A 19,312-nucleotide genomic window follows, 5' to 3' on the forward strand; every position below is an offset into this window, starting at 1 on the left:
CGGTTGCGCGAAGCTCGGGCCCCGCGGGCTCAGTCGGTCCGGGCGGGCGCCCCGGCCTTCTCGATCGCGGCGAGCACGGCCGGCAGGTCCAGGCCGAGGGCGGCCATGACCTCCTCGTGGTCGCCGCCGTGCGCCGGCCAGCTCCGGTCCGCGCTGACGGACGTGACGTGGCGGTCCGGCAGCAGCAGCGCCAGCGCCTCCGCCACGCCGCCCTGGCCCCGGTGCTCCTCGACGACCACGAACCGGCGGTGGTGGCGGGCCAGTTCGTCGGCGGCGCGCGCCAGGTTCTCGTGGTCGAGGTAGACCAGGTGGGCGTGGGCGGTGCCGGGGGCGGCCCGCCGGGCGGCGAGGGCGAGCCGGGTGCCCTCCTCGCCGACGGAGACGAGGCAGACGTCGCCGGGCTCGCCCCGGAACTCCCAGGTGACGAGGGGAAGTTCCTCACCGGTCAGGGGGAGCGACTCGTACGTGGCGTTGCGGCCGGTACGGATGTAGTGCGGGCGTCCGGAGCGGACCGCCTCCCGCACCACCGCGCGCATCTCCGCGTCGCCGTACGGGGCCGCGATGGTCACGCCCGGCACGCTGCGCAGGATCGCGAGGTCCTCCAGGCAGTGGTGGGTGGTCCCGAACCAGGCCCCGGAGACCCCGGCGTACGGCGCCACGACCGTGACCCCGGCGGCCAGGTAGCCGAGCGTCAGTTTCAGGCTCTCGGCGGCGCGCAGCGCGGCGAACGGGGCGAAGGTGCTCACGAACGGCTTGTGGCCGCCGGCCGCGAGGCCCGCCGCCATGTCCACCATGGCGCCCTCGGCGATCCCGAGGTTGAAGAAGCGCTCCGGGTGGGCGGCCTGGAAGGGGTGTCCCTTGCCGCCCAGGTCCGCCTCCAGGCAGACGATCGTGTCGTCGGAGGCGGCGAGCCTGGTCAGCTCGTCCCGGTAGGCGTCGCGCCCGGACAGGGTCGCCGGTCGCTCGTCGGTGGGGGGTGTGGGGGTCGTGGGGGGCGTGGGGGTCGTGGGGGCCTCGGTGGCGTGGAGAGTCATCGGATCGCTCGCTTCCACTTGGCGGCGCGCGCCTCGTCGATGGTCACGTAGTGGCAGCCGGGCCTGCCCTCGACGGCCCGTACGCCCTTGCCCTTGACGGTGTCGGCGATGACGGCCAGGGGCTTGCGGGCGGCCGTGCGGTCCTCGGCGAACAGGGCGGTGAGGGCGCCCAGGTCGTGTCCGTCGACCTCGGCGACGTCGAACCCGAACGCGGCGAACCGCTCGGCGAGCCGGGGCAGCGGGGAGATGTCGGCCACCATCCCGTCGTTCTGGCCGCCGTTGCGGTCCACGACGAGGACGAAGGTGCCCAGTTCCTGCGCGGCGGCGACCTGGCAGGTCTCCCAGACCAGGCCCTCCTGCAGCTCGCCGTCACCGGCGACGGCGATACCGAGCCCGTTGCCGCCGGAGAGCCGCTGCGACAGCGCCCACCCGGCGGCGTACGGGACGCCGTGGCCGAGGCTGCCGGTGGGGAAGCGGACGCCGGGCACCTTGGGGCCGGGGTGGCCGGTGTAGGGGTGGCCGGCGAGGCCGTACAGCGGGGCCGGGTTCTCCGGGAGGATCCCGCTGACGTGGAGCGCCGCGTACAGGCCGGCGGCCGCGTGGCCCTTGCTGAGGACGACCTCGGTGCCGTCGCCGGCGGAGGCGCGGTGCAGGGCGGCGATCAGGATGTCGAGGACGGAGAGGCTGCCGCCGAGGTGGCAGCCGCGCGGGCTCGCCGCCATGTCGACGACCAGCCGGCGGGCCTGGACGGCACGCTCGGCGAGGACGGCGACCGGGTCGTCCCCGAGGCGGGGCTGTTCGAGCACGACCGTGGTCATCGCCGGCTCCCCTCGGTCAGGGCGAACCAGCGGTTGACCGCGTCGGCGAGCAGCGAGCGGGCGGTGCGGTACTCCATGGGGTCGATGCGCTCCTCGTCGGTGTGGTCCAGGGACGAATCGCCGGGCCCGTACGCGACCATCGGCACGTCGTGCCAGGTGGTGGCGAGGGTGTTCATGTCGGACGTGCCCTTCTTCACCACGAAGCGGGGCCTGATCCCGGCCTGCGCGAAGGCCCGGGTGAAGACCTTGACCAGGGCGCTGGAGCGGCCGCCGGCGTGGCCGGGGGTGGCGCGCAGCACCTCGACGCGCACGTCCTCGCGGGCGTGGCCCAGCGCGATCGCCCGGAGGGTCTCCACATCGGCCCTGGGCGGCACCCGGAAGTTGAGGACGCCCGTGGCGGTGCTGCGTTCCCGGCCGTTGTCCACGTGGACGTCGATGACGGCGCTGAGCGCGTCCGGCGCCTCGGCGAGGACCGCGGTCCGGACGCGGCCGAGCATGTCGATGAGGTGGTCCGGCGCGGACACGGCGTCCATCCCGGCGGAGTGGCCGGTCGGCACGGAGGCCGTGATCCGGAGCTTGAACAGCCCGAAGTAGCCGAGGGTCAGGGTGCCCGAGCCGCTGGGCTCGCCGATGACGACGGCGTCGGCGGGGTAGCGGTCGCGGGCGAAGAAGGCGCCCTTGGAGGAGGAGATCTCCTCCTCGACCGCGCCGACCACGCACAGCCGGCCGTCCTCGGGGATGTCCGCGTGGGCGAGCACCTCCAGGAAGTTCGCCAGGCTGCCCTTGGCGTCGACGCTGCCACGGGCCCACAGCTCGCCCTCGCGCCACTCGGCGGGCCAGTGGTGCGGGACCGTGTCGAGGTGACCGAGGAGCAGCAGCCGGCGGGGGCCGTGGCCGCGCGCGGCGACCAGGTTGCCGGCCTCGTCGACATGGGCGTCCATGCCGCGCTCCCGGCACCACTCGGCGAGGTAGGCGGCCAGTTCGGCCTCGTCGCGGGAGACGGAGGGCACGCAGGCCACGCGGGTGAGCAGGCTGAGGTCGGCGGCGGGCTCCTTGGTCCGCCAGAAGCGGGTCCAGCCGGACGGCTCGCTCATGGTGTGCGGGCCGGTGATGGCGACGTCGGCGCCGCTGTCGCGCATGGCGATCTCGGCGGCCCGCACCTTCTGCCGCATCCTGCCGCCCGCGTACTGGGCGCCCTCGCCGGGATAGGCGTCGAGGAGCGTGGAGCGCGGGTCGGCGGGGTCGGTCAGCAGTCCGGCGGTGCCGGTGACCAGCCGCAGGTGGTCGGCGCCGAGCGCGCCGGTGAGGACGGCGGCGAGGACGTCGGCGTCCACGTTCAGCGGGGCCCCGCCGGCCGGGTCGGCGACCGGCGGCGACAGACAGACCACGTCATACGCCTCCAGCAGCGCCGTCAGCCCGTCGGTGTCGACGTCCGTGGGCACTCCGGCCCGGTGGTCGCGGACGACCACGGTCCGGCCCTCGGCGGAGACCGCCTTCAGGGGGCGGTTGGCCCGGCCGGTGACGAGTCCGCCGCGCGCGGCGACCGAGGTGAACACGGTCAGCCCGCGCGCCCTCAGGTCCCGCTCCACGGCGGGCAGGGTGACCCGCTCGTAGGCGTCGACCAGGTGGGCCATCTCCTCCGGCGGGCAGTAGCGCACCGAGTCGCCGCCGGTCAGCCGCAGCTGGGGCATGGGCCGCCCGATGGCCGTGTAGTGGCGCTCGATGCCGGTGGCGCCGCCCGCGACGAGCAGCACCCGGGCGCCCCGGGCGACCAGGTCGGCCAGCTCCTTGTGGATCGCGCCCCGGTCGAGGGTCGCGCTGCCGGCCTTGATGACGTACAGGGGCCGGGTGGAGCGGGGGGCGGTCGCGGCGACCGGTGGCACGGTCGACGTGGCCGCGGTGGTCGGCTGGTCGGTCACGGCCGTCGCGTGTTCCGTCAGTGCCGTCATGGGGACACCGCCGTCGTGGGCAGGCCGGCCGTCTCGTCGAGGCCGTGGATGAGGTTCATGGCCTGGACGGCCTGTCCGGCGGCGCCCTTGATGAGGTTGTCGAGCGCGGCGACCGCGACGACCTGGCCGCCCTGCACCGCGATCGCGACCTCGGCGACGTTCGAGCCGACGACGGCCTTCAGCATCGGGAAGTCCTGCGGCGCCTTGGGCGCGGGCCGGACCCGTACGAAGGGCTTGCCGACGTACGCCTTGGCGTACGCCCGCTTGACGTCCAACGGGGTGACGCCGTCGTGGAGTTCGGCGTAGGCGGTGACGAGGATGCCGCGCGCCACGTCGAGGCTGTGGGTGGAGAACCTCAGGTCCACGGCCGCGCCGGTGAAGTCGGCGATGGCCTGGCGGACCTCGGGGGCGTGGCGGTGCCCGTACAGCTTGTGCACCCGGAAGTTGCCGCTGCGCTCGGCCGGCGGCTCGCCGCTGCCCCGGCCGCCGCCGGTGGAGCCGGTCTTGGCGTCGACGACGACCCGGTCCGTGGCGAGCGGCTCGGCGCCCGCGAACAGCGGGTACAGGGCGTAGATCGAGGTGACGGCCATGCAGCCCGGCAGGTTGACGAACCTGCCGTCCGGCACGACGCGGCTCAACTCCGGTACGTAGTACGCGAAGTCCTCCAGCGGCGGGTGCGCGGCGGTCTTCGGGTAGTGCGCGCGCACCTCGTCCTCGGCCCGCAGCCGGAAGTCGCCGCCCAGGTTCAGCACGCGCTTGGCGTGGGCCGCGATCAGCGGCAGCCGCTCGGGCAGCGCGCCGGTGGGCAGGCAGCCGAAGGCGACGTCGACGGCGTCGATGTCCGCCAGCTGATCCAGCGGCCGGAACTTCAGGCCGGCCGCCCTCGGGTGGTTGCGCAGCCAGGGGTGGACGCTGCCGATGGTGGCGCCGGCGGCCCGCTCGGCGGACAGGAAGGCGAGTTCGACGTGGGGGTGCTCCAGGAGCAGCCGGATGACCTCGCCCCCCGTGTAGCCGCTGGCGCCGATGACGGCGACGCGGATCTTCTCCCGTGAGAGGTCGTTGTCAGCCAAGGCGGGCCGCCTTCTCGTACGGCCGCACGTACGCGCGCTCGTCGACGAGCTTGCGGATGGCGTCGGGACGTCGGGCGACCTTGCGGAAGGCGTCGGCGTAGCGCAGGATCCGCTCGTACTCGACCGGGGAGCGCAGCTCGCGGCAGAGGACGAGGGTGGAGTCGAGCATGCCGAGGGTCACGGGGAAGTCCTCGGGCCGGTGGTCGCGCACGGCGCCCGGGTTGAGGGTGAACGGGTAGCCGTTGCCGAACCCGTCGCGGTGCTGGAAGGGCAGGTGGCAGGGGATCGGCGTGTTCTGCCACTCCCGTGCCGGGACGCCCTCGGCGACGAGCAGTTCGTGCACGGCCTCCTTGACCGCGTGCACGGGCAGGTCCGCCAGTCCGACGGCCTCGGGGTGCAGGGTGATCCGGTACATGTTGTACGCGTGGACGTGCCCGTCCGGGACGTGCGGCGGGGTGAACAGCCCGGTCCCGCCGAGGGCCTCGCCCAGCAGGGCGGCGTTGCGGGCGCGGATCTCGTCGTAGTACGGCAGCCGCTTGAGCTGGCTGGAGCCGAACGCGGCGGCGACCCAGGACATCCCGTAGTCGATGCCGTGCCGCGCGAGGTAGTCGACGGCCCGCTGGTACGCCTCCTCGGTGGCGAAGAAGGCGATGCCGCCCTCGCCGCCGAGCGGGAAGTTCTTGTCGGCCATCAGGCTCTGCCCGGCCGCGTCGCCGAACGAACCGGCGACCTGGCCGCCGATCTTCGCGGAGTGGGCGTGGGAGGCGTCCTCGACGAGGGCGATGCCGTGCCGGTCGGCGAGGGCGCGCAGCGCGGGGACGTCAGCGGGCAGACCGTGCACGTGCACCGGCATGAGCGCCCGGGTGCGGTCGGTGATCGCGGCAGCGGCGGCGGCCGGGTCCATGCAGTACGTGACCGGGTCGATGTCGACGAAGACGGGGACGGCGTGCGCCGCGACGACGGCCTGCGCGGTGGCGATGAACGTGAACGCCGGCACGATGACCTCGTCGCCCGGCCGCACCCCGGCGCCCACGAGCGCCATGTGCAGGCTGGACGTACCGCTGGCGGTGGGCAGCGCGTGGGCGGCGCCCACGTACTCGCGGTAGGCCTCGGCGAAGTCGGCGACGACCTTCTCGGGGGCCTGCCGCTGGGCCAGCATCAGGTTGAACACGTCCTCCTTGGTGATGACCGGGAAGAGCGTGCGGCGCAGGGCCTTGGGGATGATCTCGCTGCCGCCGAGGGCGGCCAGTTCCTGGTCGAGTTCGGCCGGATCGGGCAGCGGGAGGGGCGAGTTGGGGAAATCGGTGATCATGACTGCTTCGCTCCGGAGGTCGCGGCGGGCCGCGCCGCCTGGGTCAGGGCCATCCGCGCGCAGGCGGCCACGAGCGGGCTGAGCCGGTAGTTGAACTGCACCCCGGGCACGAGGTCGGCGTCCGCCTCCTCCTGCGTCCACATCGTGCGCAGGTCGTAGGCGCCGAAGATCTTCAGCCGCTCGGCGCGGGCCCAGAGTTTCGGGTCGTCGGTGAGGACGGCGGCGGCGGGACCGAAGCCGAGGCCGGTCAGGTCGACGACCAGCGCCGGCGCGGTGGCCCCCGCGGCCAACGCGCCGAGCCGGTCGGCGTTCGCCGGGTCCAGCGCGATGTAGTCGTACGCGGCGGGCTCGTCGTACGAGGTGACGGTGACACCGAGCCAGGCGAGGAACGCGGAGGTCTCCGCGTCCACGTCGGGCAGGGCGACGCTGTCGCCGTGGCCGATCCCCTGACCGGCCAGGGCCGCGTGGATCGCGCCGGTGCGGCTGTTGAGCAGCACGGCCTTGCTCCGGCCGGTCTTCTTGGTGAGCAGCCGCTCCAGACCGGGCAGTTCCCGGTCGCTCTTCTCGATGCTCATCACGACGCCCGAGGTCAGGACGCGGGTGAGCACCGTCGCGGTATCGAACAGTTCCATGTGACGCAGTGCCTCTTTCTTCAGGTCGGGAGGGTGGGGGGGTGGGTGGGGCGCGGTGTCGGGTGCGGGTGGGTGGGCGCTGGTCGCGCACGCGGCGGAGCCGCATGTGTCACCGCCCCTCGCCCCTTCAGGGGCGCGGGGAACCGCGCGAGAGACCACGACCCCGCACCCGCCGACGAACCGCGCACCCCCGAGCTCGAAGGCGCCCGGCGACCACCTAGACCGCGGACACCTGCTCCGCGACATACGTCGCGTACAGCCCCGCCACATCCACCCCATGCCGCTCCGAGGACTTCGCGAACTCGGGATTGGCGTTCACTTCCAGGACAAGCAGCTCCCCGGTGCTCCGGTCCTCCACGAGGTCCACCCCGTAGAACCCGGGCCCCAGCGCGTCCACCACCTGTCCGCACAACTTGTCGATCTCGGCGGTCACCTCGACCCGCCGGACCTCCGCGCCCAGATGCGTGTTGGTCCGCCAGTCGTCCGACACCCGCTGGATCGCGACCACCGGAGTGCGCCCGACCACCACGACCCGCAGATCGTGTCCCGGCTTGTCGATGTACGACTGCACGACGACGGGAAACAGCTTCCCGGTCGCGTCGGCGGACTCCCGCCCTCCGGCCCACGCCTCCACACACTCGGCGTTGGCCATCTTGGTGACGCCCCGCCCCCAGGACCCGCTGACGGGCTTGACGACGGCCGGCATGCCCAATTCCGCTACAGCGGAGCGCACTTGGTCATAGCTGAAGGCATGCCGGGTCACCGGATGCGGAATGCCGTGGCGCGCGAACAGCAGCGACTGGAGCCCCTTGTCGTTGCACGCCTCGATGACGGACGACCGGTTGAGGGTGGTGACCCCGGTGTACTCCAGCCGCCGGGACACGTTGACGGCGTCCCGGTGGGACAGGTTCCGGATCACGGCGAGCGCGGGCGGGCCACCGTGGCCCGCCACGACGCCCGCCAGATCCTCCATCAGCAACGGCCGCGCGGCGAGCCCTTGGGCCCGCAGGGCGCCGAGGAGGAGCTTCTCCTCGGGCCGCAGCATCGTCACCGAGAGCAGGACCTCGTCGGGGGGCGTCACTCGCCCCAGTCCTCTTCCACCTCGGGCGCGAGGTCGAGCCGTACGCCGCTTTCGGCCTTCTCCACGACCTCGTGCTCCTGCCCGCAGGCGGTGCACTCGGTGATTTCACCCTTTTCCCAGTCCTCCTGGACCTCGAATTCGGTGTCGCACACGAGGCACTTCGGTGCGGCGATTGCGGTGGTCATTCCTTGAACTCCTTCGTTTGTTCAATGCGAAACCGACATGCCGGATTACCTGGACCTGGCATACGGAATTCACGGGACAGCAATCCGGCCGGACGGTCACCCGTCGGCGGTCGGTGACAGGGACCCACACCCGCCCGTGCCGTGGCAGGGCGTCACGGGCGCCCGCCGCCAGGCCGTGCCGGGACACCCGGACACGACCCCCGGATCACGGGGGCGCACACGTTTTGCGCGGGCTTTACATGGGAAGAGTCAGCCGATCCCCCGGATCGGCGATGGTCCGCCGGGGCCTACGGCCAGCCCGGGTCGGCCGGCGCGTTGGCCACCTGGGCGCCCGCGACCGTCGTGTGGTCGGCCGCCTGGGAGGCGGCGGAAAGGGTCAGCGCCGCGGCGGCGACAAGAGCGAGCGCGCCGGCGAGTCTGCGCATGTACTTCATTTCTTTGATCCCCCTGAAGAATTCCCGGACTTCCGGCTCCCCGCCGGTGTCCACATGAAGAGCATGCCTGGGAAGCCCGGTTGCCGAAAGTGATTGAAGGGGTCATGATCGTGCACTGCAGAAACCTGAAGGGGGACGATGCATGTGCGGTGATACGGACATACGCGGGGGCGCCGAGAGACCGGCGGAGGTGTGCGGCGCGGGACTTGAGTTCTACCGCACCGCACTGCTGGAGGGGAGGGCTCCGGTCGCCCAAGCGCCGTACTGCGTAAGGGAGTTCGGTCTCGTGGCGGCCGCGGTGGACGACCCGGAGGCGCTGGTTCCCGTACCGCCCTCGGTGGCGGCGGCGGCCCTGGCCCACCCTCTGGAGCGGCTGATCCTGGAGCAGCGGCAGGCCCTGGCGTCCGTGCAGGCGTCGATGTCCCAGGCGGAGAGCGTGTACCGCACCGCCCGCCGCGAGGAGCACGAGTCCTCCCAGCGACTCACCCCCGCACCGGTGATCACCGCCGCGCTGGACGAGGCGATCGCGGCCACCAAGCACGAGCTGCTCACCGCGCACCCGGGCGGCAGGAGGCCCGAGGAGGTCCTCGTGAAGGCGCTGCCCCGCACGCTGGCGGCGCACCGCCAGGGCGTGAAGCAGCGCACCCTGTACCAGCACACCATCCGGGCCCACGGTCCGACGCTCGACTACATCAAGCAGGTCACCGAGCTGGGCGTCGAGGTCCGCACGGTCGACGAGGTCTTCGACCGGATGATCATCTGCGACCGTACCGTCGCCTTCATCCCCGACATGGGCAAGGACCACGGCACCCACGCCCTGAAGGTCACCGACCCCGGTGTGGTGCACTTCCTGGTGTCTGCCTTCGAGTACGCCTGGGAGCGGGCGAAGCCGGTCGTGTACGAGCACGACCAGCAGCGCCCTCCCCTGCTCACCGACGAGACCCGGCTGCATGTGCTGCGGCTCATGGTGGACGGCTACACCGACGCGGCCATCGCGAGCCGGCTCGGCATCAGCACGCGGACCGTCGCCAGCCATCTGAAGAAGGTCGGCGACCTGCTGGGCAGCAACAGCCGTGCGCAGCTGGCCTATCTGACGGCGAAGAGCGGCCTCCTGGAGGACGCCGCGTCGAGCGCCTGCGCCTGCGACCGCCCCGCCTGAGGCGGACCGGGCCCGGGCACGGCCCCCCGGCTCCCGCACCTCCCCGAGGGCCCCGGCTCACGCACCGGCCGCCCGCGCCGGGTCAGCGGCCGGCGCGCCCCGGCACTCCGCCGTCCCGCCCCGGCACCCCGCCGCGCCCCGGCACCCCGGCGGGCCGGCGGCGTGGTTCCGGGCCGCACGCCGCCCACACGGCGAGCGTCGCGGCCAGGATCGCCGTCCAGAGCGTGTGGGCGTCCGCCCAGCGGGGGTCGCCGGGCGGAACGAACAGCGCGTGCTCGTCGGGGAGGAACACGGTGGCCGCGACCGGGAGCGCCGGCACCGCGGCGGCCACGGCCGGTCCGGGCAGCCGGACCGCGCTGAACCGCACCGCCGCCCCGGCGAGCGCCAGCGCCAGCCCGGACAGCGCCGCGGCCTCCACCGTGAGGGCGCCGACGGGCAGCGCCTCCCACCGCCCGGCGCCCGCGCCGACCCGTACGGCGCCGAGGACCGCCGCCCACCAGACGGCACCCGCGAGCCCCACCGCGGCGACGCGCAGCGTCTGCCGCAGCGGGCGCGGCACGGGGACGACCCCCGTGGTGTGCCGGGCCGGGTCGTCCAGGGTGAACGCCGCGCCGACCGCCCCGCACAGGGCCGCCGCCCGCACCACGTCGGCCAGCACGACCTCGGGCAGGTCCAGCGAGAACAGCGCCGGTACGGCGGCGACGACCACCCCCAGGGCCCAGCCGGCGGCGAGCAGTCCCCACGGCAGCGACCGCAGCGTGGGCCGTGTCAGGGCAGCCGCCACCGCCGCCCGCCGCCTCACGCGCACATCCATTCCCGGTCGGCGGCCGTCTCGGCCGGGGCCCGCACGCCCAGCAGGGCGGCCGCGCGGTCGGTGGTCGTCCCGGCGGCGGACAGCTCCGTCCAGTGCTCCCGCACCGCGCGTCCCACCTCCTCCTGCGGCTGGTCGAGCAGCCGTTCGAGCACGGTGAGTTCGCGGTCGCGCAGGCTGAGCGCGGAGACCGGTGCCCAGATCACGCCGGGACTGTTGTGGGCGTTCCCGGTGTCGCCGAACAGGGCCTCACCGTCGCGGGTCGCGCGGATCGCCAGCCACATCATCAGTACGCCCCGCGCGTCGCAGTACGCCCCGTCGTACCGCTCGTGCCCGACGACCAGCCCCCGGGCGACGCTCGCCGCGAACTCCAGTTCGCGTTCGCCGCCCCAGGCCGTGCTCGCCGTCACCTCGCCGGGCGCGGCGGGCAGCGGCTCCCGCACACCTGACGGTCCGTCGAGGGCGTTGACCTTCTGCCTTACGGTCAGGGCCTGTTCGGCGCCGGGGCCGCCCGCCAGGGACCGCACCCGGTCCGTGACCCGGGCCCACTCGTCGGTCCAGGGCGTGAACTCGGGGAAGGCGCAGTACGTCGTCGGCCCGCGCCGCTCGCAGTCCTGCACCTCGCCCGGGTCGCGGGTCGCCACCTCCCGCGCCTCGCGCACCGCGTCCGAGGGGGCCGTGCCCTGGAGCACGACGGCGGCCACGACCGCGCCGAGCGCCGTGCACGCGGTGGCCCGTACGGCCCTGGTCCGGCCGCCGCTCACCAGGACCGCGCCCGCCGCCACGAGCACCGCGAGCGCCAGCAGGTACAGGGCGTGCCAGCCCGCGGGCCGCCCCAGCAGGCCGGAAGGCAGCGGCCGGGCGCCCTCGTCGAAGAGGACGGGCGCCATGCCGCGCAGCCAGCCCGGGCTGCCGGAGTCGGCCACGAAGACGAAGGTGGCGGCGATGACGGCGACCGCGGCGAGCGGGGCCACGAACGACGACCTGACCACCCGGCCCAGCAGGACGCCCAGGACGGCGGGGAGCAGGACCAGCAGCGGACCGGTCACCAGTTCGAAGAACGAGCCGTGGCCCACCGCCCCCGGCTTGAGCGCCTCGGCGGTGAACTGCCCGGCCGGGATCAGCGCCCCGACGAGCACCGTTGGCAGCACCGACAGGACGTGCGCGCAGGTGCGCCGCCACGGCTGCACCACCAGCACCCCGAAGGAGCGGTCGGTGCCCCGCCGGTGGGAGCGCAGCACCCCCAGGTTCGCGGCGATCATCACCGCGAGGCCCAGCAGCAGCTGGCCGAACTGGGTCTCGCGGTCGACGTCCTGGAGGACCGGGTAGGCGTCCTCCGGCTCACCGCCCGGCCACAGCAGCAGCGCCAGGTAACCCACCAGCGCGACCAGCACCAGCGGGTGCAGCAGCAGGCGCCGCGCCTCCACGCGGGCCAGCGCGAGCACCGCCCGGGGGCCGTCCCCGGCCGGCGTCGGCGCGGGTGCGGTGACCGGCGTCCGGGTCAGGGCCGTCATGCCGCCACCTCCGCCACCGGGTCGCCCCCGAGGGCCAGCAGATAGCCGTCCTCCAGTGTCGGCTCGACCAGCCGGGCCCCCTCCGGCGGGTCCCCGACGTTGCGGAACTCGCCGGTGCCGGTGCGCCAGCCGGCCCGGGCGCCCGGCTGCCGCTCCGTGCTGCGCCACACCCGGCCGTCGGCCACCGCCGTCAGCTCCGCCGGGGTGCCGTCGAACCGCACCCGCCCCTTGTCCATGACCACGACCCGGTGGCAGAGCATCGCCACGTCCTCGGTCTGGTGGGTGGACAGCAGCACCGTACGGCCCTCGCCGGCCTCCGCGATCAGCTCGCGGAACCGCATCCGCTGCTCCGGGTCCAGACCGACCGTGGGCTCGTCCAGGACCAGGAAGCCGGGGTCGCCGACCAGGGCGGCGGCCAGCGCCACCCGCTGCTTCATACCGCCGGACAGCTTCCGGATCCGTTTGCCGCGCACCTCGGCGAGGCCGACCGCGTCGAGGACCCGGCGGGCCTCGGCGTGCCGGGCCCGCCGGTCCGTCAGCTCCTTGAGGATCGCCACGTAGTCGACGAACTCGAAGGCGGTGAAGTCCGGGTGGAAGCCGGGGTTCTGCGGCAGATAGCCGAGGACCCTGCGGGCGTCCTGGCGGCCGGTGACGGTGCTCGGGTCGTGGCCGAGCACCGTGAACGCCCCGTTGTCCGGCACGGTCGCCGTCGCGAGGATCCGCAGCAGCGTCGTCTTGCCCGCGCCGTTCGGGCCGAGCAGGCCCGTGACGCCCTCCGTCAGACGGAGCGTCACATCGTCCACGGCCCTGGTGCCGCGATAGCTCAGGGCCAGGCCGGCGGCGGAGACGGTGGGCGGTGTCGAGACCGTGGGCCGGGTCGGGCCCGTGGACGGTGTCGAGTCCGTCGGGCGTGTCATGACAGCCTCCTGGTTGCGGATCGAAGGGTTCGGAAGGACCGGAGGGAAGTGCCGGGCAGGGCTCCGCTGTCGAAGCGGTCGCGTGCCGCCACCACCAGCGCCGTCGCCACCACGGCGACGCCCGCCGCCGCGCCCTGGCCCTCGGCGGTGAAGGGCAGCGGCGTACCGGAGGCCAGCAGACGGCTCAGCGCCACCAGGGCGGTCCAGGCGCCCCCGACCAGCGCGGGCGCGAGAACGGGCCCGAGCCGGGCGGTCAGCGCGACCCCGGTCGAGGTCAGCGCGAGGGCCGGCAGCAGCCAGCCGAGCGCCGCGAGGCCGAGCGAGGGCAGCGCCAGGCTCGCCAGCGCGCTCAGTGCCGTCGTCGTCGCCAGCACGGCCACCGTCCGCACCATCAGCAGCCGGAAGGTGTGCATCGGCGCGACGACGACCGTGTCGTACGTCGGGTCGAGGCCGGGGCCGAACGACACGGCCACCCCGGCCAGCGGCAGCAGCGGCGCCGTGGCCAGCAGCATCAGCGGGGACGCGGCGAGCGCCACGCAGACCGCGAGGGCCAGGGTGAGCGCGACGGCGCCGAACCAGGAGCCGCGCAGCAGCGGGGTGGCCGCCAGCAGCCGCGCGGTGTGGTCGGCGACCCCGCAGCGGACCAGCAGCGACTCGACGGGACCTGGCCGCGGGGCGTCCAGTTCCGCGTCCAGCCGGGCCCAGCCCGCGTCGGTCTCGGCGGGCGGGACGTGGGACGCGAGAGCCGTCCGGCAGTCGGCGCAGGCCGCGAGGTGGGTCTCGACGGACCACAGCCGGGGTGGCGCCAGCACTCCGGCGGCGTACTCCCGCAGGTCCCCGTCGTCCGTGTGCCAGCTCATGCCAGGCCCTCCCGCAGTTGCTTCCGGGCGCGCATGGCCCGGGTCTTGACCGTGCCCGGCGGAATGCCCAGCAGGACGGCCGCCTCACGGGTCGTCAGTCCGTCGATGACCGTGGCCTGGAGCACCGCCCGCAGTTCCGGCGAGAGCGCGGCGAGCGAACCCGCCAGGTCGCCGTGGCGTACCCGGGCCAGCACCTGTTCCTCGGCGGACGCCTCGTCGCGGTGGCGCAGCCGGGCCAGCGCCTGCCGCAGCCGGCCGCGGGCGCCGTCGCCGCGCAGCGCGTCCACCAGACGGCGCGACCCGATCCGCCACAGCCAGCCCGCCACGTCACCCTCGCGGTGGTAGCGGGCCGCTCCCCGCCACACGTCGAGGAACGTCTCCTGGACCACGTCGTCGACCAGCACCGGATCGGCGCACCGCCCGCGCAGCCGCAGCCTCAGCCACGGCGCGTAGTGCCGGTACAGTTCCTCGAAGGCGCGACGGTCGCCGTCGGCGACGGCCCGCATCAGTGCGGCGTCGCCCGGACTCCCCCGCTTCATGTCGCTCACACCCCCTCATCGGACGAGGGTGCCGCAACGGTTCACTCGGTGGTTCCCCGCATGCGAAGGGGCCCGGCCGTACGCGTCGGCGGGGCCCCTCGGCCGGGAACGGACCGGTGGTTCAGGGCACGCGGACCCGCAGCGCGTAGAAGCGGGTCGTCTGGGCGGTGTTCTGGTTGTCGTCGCTGACGAGCAGCACGTCCAGGCGGCCGTGGTGCCGCCCGGTGACGGTCATGCCCTCGGTGTTGTCGAGCAGCGGGTTGGGCTGCGGCTGCCTGGCGGTGGCGCCGAGGCTGGGGCAGTTCACGAGGTCGGCGAGGAGGGTCTTGCCGACGAGCCGTACGCCGTCGTCCCCGCCGGTGAGGACGGCGACGCCGGTGGTGTCGGTGGCCCGGCGGGTGTCGGCGAGGTAGAGGCGGACGGTGTTGCCGACGCCCGCGGTGAAGCCGCGCTCCAGCACGAGCAGCCGGCCACCGGGCAGCCCGGCGGCCTCCACGACCCCGAGTCCGGTGTCGGCGCGGTAGCCGTACTGGGCGCCGAGCCGGAAGTCCGCGCCGCCGCCGTGCCGCCGCCAGGTCTGGAAGCGGACGACGTCGGCGGTGTCGCCGGCGAGCGCCTCCTCCATGGTGGCGAGCAGGGTGCGGCCGCCGGGCAGGAGGGTGAGCCCCTCGAAGGTCTGGTTGGCGGTGGCCCGCCCGGCCGGGGCGACCCGCAGCGCGTCGGGCACCGGCAGGCTGCCCAGCGGCCGGCCCGCGCGGTCGTGGCGGCGTACGGACGGCTCGGTCTCCGAGGCGACCAGCCGGGTGCCGTCCCGGTCGACGGCGAGGCCCTCGGAGTCGAGCGCGGCGCCCGTCCGTGTGGCCAGCGGGACGACGTTCTCCGGCCGCAGGGTGCGGGCGTCGAGGGTGAAGAGGGAGGAGCGGTCGGAGAGGGCGAGGAGGGAGCCGTCGGTGTCCACGGCGAGGGCGGAGAAGTTGCCGGTGAACACGTCCCCGTACGTCGTCTTGTCGAGGGCGTCGGAGAAGCCGGCGATGGACACGGCGGATGAACAAGCCCTGGTGGAGGAGGCGTTGGCCGGCGCGGCGGCGGTGAGGCAGGCGGCCGCGGCGAGACCGGCGGTGGCGGCGGCGAGCACGGTCCGCAGGCGGTTCGTCAGAGGGGTTCTCGGGCGCATGGCGGTCACCGTAGGGCGGCACGGTGCCGTCGAGGTGGACTCCCCGTGAATCGGCCGGATCCGTCCGTCATCCGTGCGTCTCGGGCCCGGGAAACAGCGAAGGCAAGGAGTCACGTACTCCTTGCCACTCTCAACGTATAGCGCACGGGGGGCCTTGCGGCAAGGCCCCCTCCGTCCCGCACAATCACCGGCCGAAGCCGTGTTCGGCGGAAAAACGGGGGGTCGTGTCATGCGTGTGCTGTTGATGTCGTACGGGTCTCGCGGGGACGTGGAGCCGCTGGCGGGACTGGCGGTGCGGCTGCGGGAGCTGGGTGCCGAGACGCTGGTGTGCGCACCTCCGGACGAGGACTTCGCGGAGCTGCTGGCCAGGGTCGGCGTCCCGCACGTGCCGTTCGGGCCGTCGGTGCGTTCGCTGGCGGTGGGCGCGAAACCGCCGACGACCGAGGACGCGTTCCGGGTGGCGGCCGAGCTGGTCGCCGCGCACTTCGAGACCGTCGGCGCGGCGGCCGAGGGCTGTGACGCGCTGGTGGCGACCGGGCTGATGCCGGCCGGCGCCCGGTCCGTCGCCGAGAGGCACGGCCTGCGCTATGTGTACGCCGGTTTCCACCCGCTGGGGCTGCCGTCGCCGCACTTCCCCCCGCCGGCGCGCCCCGGCCCGCCGGCCCCGGCGGATCCGACCGACAACCGGGCGCTGTGGGAGCTGGACGCGCAGCGGGTGAACGCCCTGTACGGCGAGGCCCTGAACACCCACCGGGCGGCGATCGGTCTCGGCCCGGTGGACAACGTCCGTGACCACGTCTTCACCGACCGGCCGTGGCTGGCGGCGGACCCGGTGCTCGGGCCGTGCGAGGGGCTGACGTACCTCGACGTCGTGCAGACCGGCGCGTGGTTCCTGCCGGACGGGCGTCCGCTGCCCGAGGACCTGTCGGCGTGGCTGGAGAGGGGCGAGCCCCCGGTGTACGTGGGCTTCGGGAGCATGGCGATGCGCTCGCCGGACGTCGCCCGGGTGGCTGTCGAGGCGGTCCGGGCGCAGGGCCGCCGGGTGCTCATCGGGCGCGGCTGGGCCGGACTGGGCCCGGTCGACGGCCGGGACGACTGCTTCGCCGTCGGCGAGGTCAGCCACCAGGCCCTGTTCCCCCGCGTGGCCGCCGTCGTGCACCACGGCGGCGCGGGCACCACCGCGACGGCCACCCGCTCCGGGGCGCCCCAGGTCGTCGTACCCCAGGTCGTGGACCAGCCGTACTGGGCGGGCCGGGTCGCGGACCTGGGCATCGGCGCGGCCCACGACGGACCCGTCCCCACCTACGCGTCGCTGTCGGCCGCGCTGGAGGTGGCTCTGGCCCCCGAGACGGCCGTACGGGCGAAGGCCGTCGCCGCACGCGTCCGCACCGACGGCACGACCGTGGCCGCGCGGCTGCTGCTGGACGGGGCCGGCACCGGGCCCCTCGGATCCGCGTGAGCCGTCCCCCCACACCAAGGCCCTCAGGGGCACCAGATCGGAGTCAGTCGCAGTGAATTCCCTGACCACCAGCGCGTTCGACCTTCCCGAGCGCCTCGCCGCCAAGGCCGACCCGGCGCTGATCGCCGGTGACGAGCGGCACTTCGCGGCCGTCGCGGAGTGTCTGGAGCAGACGATCGCCGAGGTGTCCGGCCGGCTCGCGGCCGAGCGCAGGGCGCCGGGCGGCACCGGCAGGCAGGCGATGGACCGCGACGCGGAGATCCACCGGCTGTCCGCCCGGCTGCGCACCCTGCGCCGCTTCGGGCTGGACCTGTGTCTCGGCCGCATGGTCGGCGCGGACGGCGCCGAACCGGTCTACGTCGGACGGCTCGGCCTCACGGACGGCTCCGGCCGCCGGCTCCTCGTCGACTGGCGTTCCCCGGCGGCGGAGCCGTTCTTCGGGGCGACCCACGCCCGCCCGATGGGGCTGGCGAGCCGCCGCAGGTACCGGTGGACGAACGGGCGGATCAGCGACTACTGGGACGAGGTGTTCACCCCCGACGGATTGGAGGGGCACGCCGCGCTCGACGACCAGTCCGCGTTCATCGCCAGTCTCGCCGGCAACCGCTCGGAGCGGATGCGGGACGTCCTCGGCACCATCCAGGCCGACCAGGACGCCGTCATCCGCGCGAGTTCCCGCGGCGCCCTCGTCGTCGACGGCGGTCCCGGCACCGGCAAGACGGTCGTCGCCCTGCACCGCTCCGCCTACCTCCTGCACGCCGACCCCCGCGTCGACCACCGCCGCGGCGGCATCCTGTTCGTCGGCCCGCACCGGCCCTATCTGTCGTACGTCGCCGACGTCCTGCCCAGTCTCGGCGAGGAGGGGGTGCAGATCTGCGTGCTGCGGGACCTGGTCGCCGAGGGCGCCGACGCCGGGACCGAGGCCGACCCGGAGGCGGCCCGGCTGAAGGCGTCCGCCGGCATGGTGAAGGCGATCGAGGAGGCCGTCCGGTTCTACGAGGAGCCGCCCGCCGAGGGGCTGCTGGTCGAGACCCCCTGGTCGGACGTGTGGGTGAGCGCCGACGACTGGGCCGAGGCGTTCGCGGCGGCGGAGGCCGGCACCCCGCACAACGAGGCCCGCGAGCAGGTGTGGGACGAACTGCTCATGATCCTGGTGGACAAGCACGAGGACGAGAGCTCGCCCGCCCAGGTCAGGAGGGCTCTGGCGCGGGACCCTGACCTGCTGGCCGCCTTCGACCGCGCGTGGCCGCTGATCGAGGCGGCCGACCTGGTGGCGGACCTGTGGACGGTGCCCGCCTATCTGCGCAGGTGCGCGCCCTGGCTCGCCCCCGACGAGGTGCGGACGTTGCGGCGCACCGGGGACCCGCGGGCCTGGACGGTGTCCGACCTGCCGCTGCTCGACGCGGCCCGGCAGCGGCTCGGCGACCCGGAGACGGCCCGGCGCAGGCGCCGGCGGGAGGCCGTCCTCGCCGCGCAGCGCGAGCGCATGGAGCAGGTCGTCGACAACCTGATCGAGGCCGCGAAGGTCTCCGGTGCCGACCTGGACGACGGCGAGGGCCTGGTGGTGATGCTGCGCGGGCAGGACGCCCGGGTCAGCCTGGTCGACGAGTCCGAGGTGCCCACCGCCGACCCGGATCTGCTCGCGGGCCCGTTCGCGCACATCGTCGTGGACGAGGCGCAGGAACTGACCGACGCGGAGTGGCAGATGCTGCTGCCGCGCTGCCCGTCGCGGAGCTTCACCATCGTCGGGGACCGGGCGCAGGCCCGGCACGGGTTCACGGAGTCCTGGCGGGAGCGGCTGGAGCGGATCGGGCTCGACCGCGTCGAACTGGCCTCGCTGAGCATCAACTACCGGACACCGGCGGAGATCATGGCGGAGGCCGAGCCGGTCATCCGGGCGGCGCTGCCGGACGCCAACGTCCCGACGTCCATCCGCGGCGGCGGTGTCCCCGTCCTCCACGCATCCGCCGCCCGGCGGGACTCGATCCTCGACGAGTGGCTCGCCGCACACGACGAAGGGATCGCCTGTGTCATCGGCGATCCCTCGTTCCGGGCGACCCCACGGGTCCGCTCCCTCACCCCCGAACTGGCGAAGGGCCTCGAGTTCGACCTGGTCGTCCTCGTCGACCCGGAGGACTTCGGCGCGGGCGTCGAGGGAGCGGTGGACCGCTACGTGGCGATGACCCGGGCCACACGGCAACTCGTCGTCCTCACCAGCGGCTGACGAGCGGTGAGCGGCTGAGCGGCTGACGAGCGGCTGAGCGGCTGACGAGCGGCCGGCGCCCGTCCGGGCCCGCCGTCGACGGTGGTCAGGCGTCGACGGCGGGTGGGCGGGCGCCGGCCTCCGGCCGCTCCGGCGGGTGC

18 protein-coding genes are annotated in these 19,312 nt (G+C 74.4%); 3 read left to right on the forward strand and 15 right to left on the reverse strand.

What is annotated here, in order from left to right:
* Nucleotides 1–29: 29 nt before the first annotated feature.
* From ACZ4Z2_RS01445 to ACZ4Z2_RS01485, 9 genes are all read right to left on the reverse strand, one after another.
* A complete protein-coding gene (locus ACZ4Z2_RS01445) occupies nucleotides 30–1,034 on the reverse strand; it encodes a transketolase family protein (RefSeq protein WP_468071173.1) in 1,005 nt (334 codons plus the stop codon).
* Nucleotides 1,031–1,852, reverse strand: a complete 822-nt coding sequence (locus ACZ4Z2_RS01450) for a thiamine pyrophosphate-dependent enzyme (RefSeq protein ID WP_468071175.1) — start codon at nucleotides 1,850–1,852, stop codon at nucleotides 1,031–1,033. The genes ACZ4Z2_RS01445 and ACZ4Z2_RS01450 overlap by 4 nt, the downstream gene beginning before the upstream one ends.
* Nucleotides 1,849–3,801 (reverse strand): M20/M25/M40 family metallo-hydrolase, encoded by a 1,953-nt coding sequence (locus ACZ4Z2_RS01455; protein ID WP_468071177.1) that lies wholly within the window; start codon nucleotides 3,799–3,801, stop codon nucleotides 1,849–1,851. The genes ACZ4Z2_RS01450 and ACZ4Z2_RS01455 overlap by 4 nt, the downstream gene beginning before the upstream one ends.
* Complete coding sequence (gene argC / locus ACZ4Z2_RS01460; protein ID WP_468071178.1) at nucleotides 3,798–4,871, reverse strand: N-acetyl-gamma-glutamyl-phosphate reductase; 1,074 nt, start codon at nucleotides 4,869–4,871, stop codon at nucleotides 3,798–3,800. The genes ACZ4Z2_RS01455 and argC overlap by 4 nt, the downstream gene beginning before the upstream one ends.
* Complete coding sequence (locus tag ACZ4Z2_RS01465) at nucleotides 4,864–6,183, reverse strand: DegT/DnrJ/EryC1/StrS family aminotransferase (protein WP_468071180.1); 1,320 nt, start codon at nucleotides 6,181–6,183, stop codon at nucleotides 4,864–4,866. Before ACZ4Z2_RS01465 ends, argC begins: the two co-directional genes overlap by 8 nt.
* On the reverse strand, nucleotides 6,180–6,815 hold the full coding sequence (locus ACZ4Z2_RS01470; RefSeq protein WP_468071182.1) for a DegT/DnrJ/EryC1/StrS family aminotransferase: 636 nt from the start codon (nucleotides 6,813–6,815) through the stop codon (nucleotides 6,180–6,182). The genes ACZ4Z2_RS01465 and ACZ4Z2_RS01470 overlap by 4 nt, the downstream gene beginning before the upstream one ends.
* A 217-nt stretch (nucleotides 6,816–7,032) precedes the next feature.
* Nucleotides 7,033–7,896 (reverse strand): RimK family alpha-L-glutamate ligase, encoded by an 864-nt coding sequence (locus ACZ4Z2_RS01475; protein WP_468071184.1) that lies wholly within the window; start codon nucleotides 7,894–7,896, stop codon nucleotides 7,033–7,035.
* Nucleotides 7,893–8,081: a lysine biosynthesis protein LysW gene (locus ACZ4Z2_RS01480; RefSeq protein WP_468071186.1), complete on the reverse strand. Its 189-nt coding sequence runs from the start codon at nucleotides 8,079–8,081 to the stop codon at nucleotides 7,893–7,895. Before ACZ4Z2_RS01480 ends, ACZ4Z2_RS01475 begins: the two co-directional genes overlap by 4 nt.
* 287 nt (nucleotides 8,082–8,368) lie before the next feature.
* Nucleotides 8,369–8,506: a hypothetical protein gene (locus ACZ4Z2_RS01485; RefSeq protein WP_468071188.1), complete on the reverse strand. Its 138-nt coding sequence runs from the start codon at nucleotides 8,504–8,506 to the stop codon at nucleotides 8,369–8,371.
* A gap of 151 nt (nucleotides 8,507–8,657) precedes the next feature.
* Between ACZ4Z2_RS01485 and ACZ4Z2_RS01490 the strand changes: the two genes are divergently transcribed.
* The gene (locus ACZ4Z2_RS01490) at nucleotides 8,658–9,674 is read left to right on the forward strand and encodes a LuxR C-terminal-related transcriptional regulator (RefSeq protein WP_468071190.1); all 1,017 of its coding nucleotides are present in this window, start codon (nucleotides 8,658–8,660) and stop codon (nucleotides 9,672–9,674) included.
* 82 nt (nucleotides 9,675–9,756) lie between these two features.
* On the opposite strand, the gene ACZ4Z2_RS01495 is transcribed toward ACZ4Z2_RS01490, so the two are convergent.
* The 6 genes from ACZ4Z2_RS01495 to ACZ4Z2_RS01520 all read right to left on the reverse strand — a co-directional run bounded on the left by ACZ4Z2_RS01495 (nucleotide 9,757) and on the right by ACZ4Z2_RS01520 (nucleotide 15,489).
* Nucleotides 9,757–10,476 (reverse strand): ABC transporter, encoded by a 720-nt coding sequence (locus ACZ4Z2_RS01495; protein WP_468071192.1) that lies wholly within the window; start codon nucleotides 10,474–10,476, stop codon nucleotides 9,757–9,759.
* Nucleotides 10,473–11,999: an ABC transporter permease gene (locus ACZ4Z2_RS01500; protein ID WP_468071194.1), complete on the reverse strand. Its 1,527-nt coding sequence runs from the start codon at nucleotides 11,997–11,999 to the stop codon at nucleotides 10,473–10,475. The genes ACZ4Z2_RS01495 and ACZ4Z2_RS01500 overlap by 4 nt, the downstream gene beginning before the upstream one ends.
* A complete protein-coding gene (locus ACZ4Z2_RS01505) occupies nucleotides 11,996–12,916 on the reverse strand; it encodes an ABC transporter ATP-binding protein (RefSeq protein ID WP_468071196.1) in 921 nt (306 codons plus the stop codon). Before ACZ4Z2_RS01505 ends, ACZ4Z2_RS01500 begins: the two co-directional genes overlap by 4 nt.
* Nucleotides 12,913–13,776 (reverse strand): cupin domain-containing protein, encoded by an 864-nt coding sequence (locus ACZ4Z2_RS01510; protein ID WP_468071198.1) that lies wholly within the window; start codon nucleotides 13,774–13,776, stop codon nucleotides 12,913–12,915. The genes ACZ4Z2_RS01505 and ACZ4Z2_RS01510 overlap by 4 nt, the downstream gene beginning before the upstream one ends.
* Nucleotides 13,773–14,315 carry an RNA polymerase sigma factor gene (locus tag ACZ4Z2_RS01515; RefSeq protein ID WP_468071661.1) on the reverse strand — a complete coding sequence of 181 codons (543 nt, stop codon included), beginning with the start codon at nucleotides 14,313–14,315 and terminating at the stop codon, nucleotides 13,773–13,775. The genes ACZ4Z2_RS01510 and ACZ4Z2_RS01515 overlap by 4 nt, the downstream gene beginning before the upstream one ends.
* A 121-nt stretch (nucleotides 14,316–14,436) precedes the next feature.
* A complete protein-coding gene (locus tag ACZ4Z2_RS01520) occupies nucleotides 14,437–15,489 on the reverse strand; it encodes an esterase-like activity of phytase family protein (protein WP_468071200.1) in 1,053 nt (350 codons plus the stop codon).
* A 229-nt stretch (nucleotides 15,490–15,718) separates the two neighbouring features.
* Between ACZ4Z2_RS01520 and ACZ4Z2_RS01525 the strand changes: the two genes are divergently transcribed.
* Together ACZ4Z2_RS01525 and helR are read left to right on the forward strand one after the other, a co-directional pair.
* Complete coding sequence (locus tag ACZ4Z2_RS01525) at nucleotides 15,719–16,948, forward strand: glycosyltransferase (RefSeq protein WP_468071202.1); 1,230 nt, start codon at nucleotides 15,719–15,721, stop codon at nucleotides 16,946–16,948.
* A 52-nt stretch (nucleotides 16,949–17,000) separates the two neighbouring features.
* Nucleotides 17,001–19,172, forward strand: a complete 2,172-nt coding sequence (gene helR, locus ACZ4Z2_RS01530) for an RNA polymerase recycling motor ATPase HelR (protein WP_468071204.1) — start codon at nucleotides 17,001–17,003, stop codon at nucleotides 19,170–19,172.
* The last annotated feature ends 140 nt before the right edge of the window (nucleotides 19,173–19,312 follow it).

The sequence above is a fragment of the Streptomyces sp. NPDC030183 genome, from assembly GCF_055573455.1.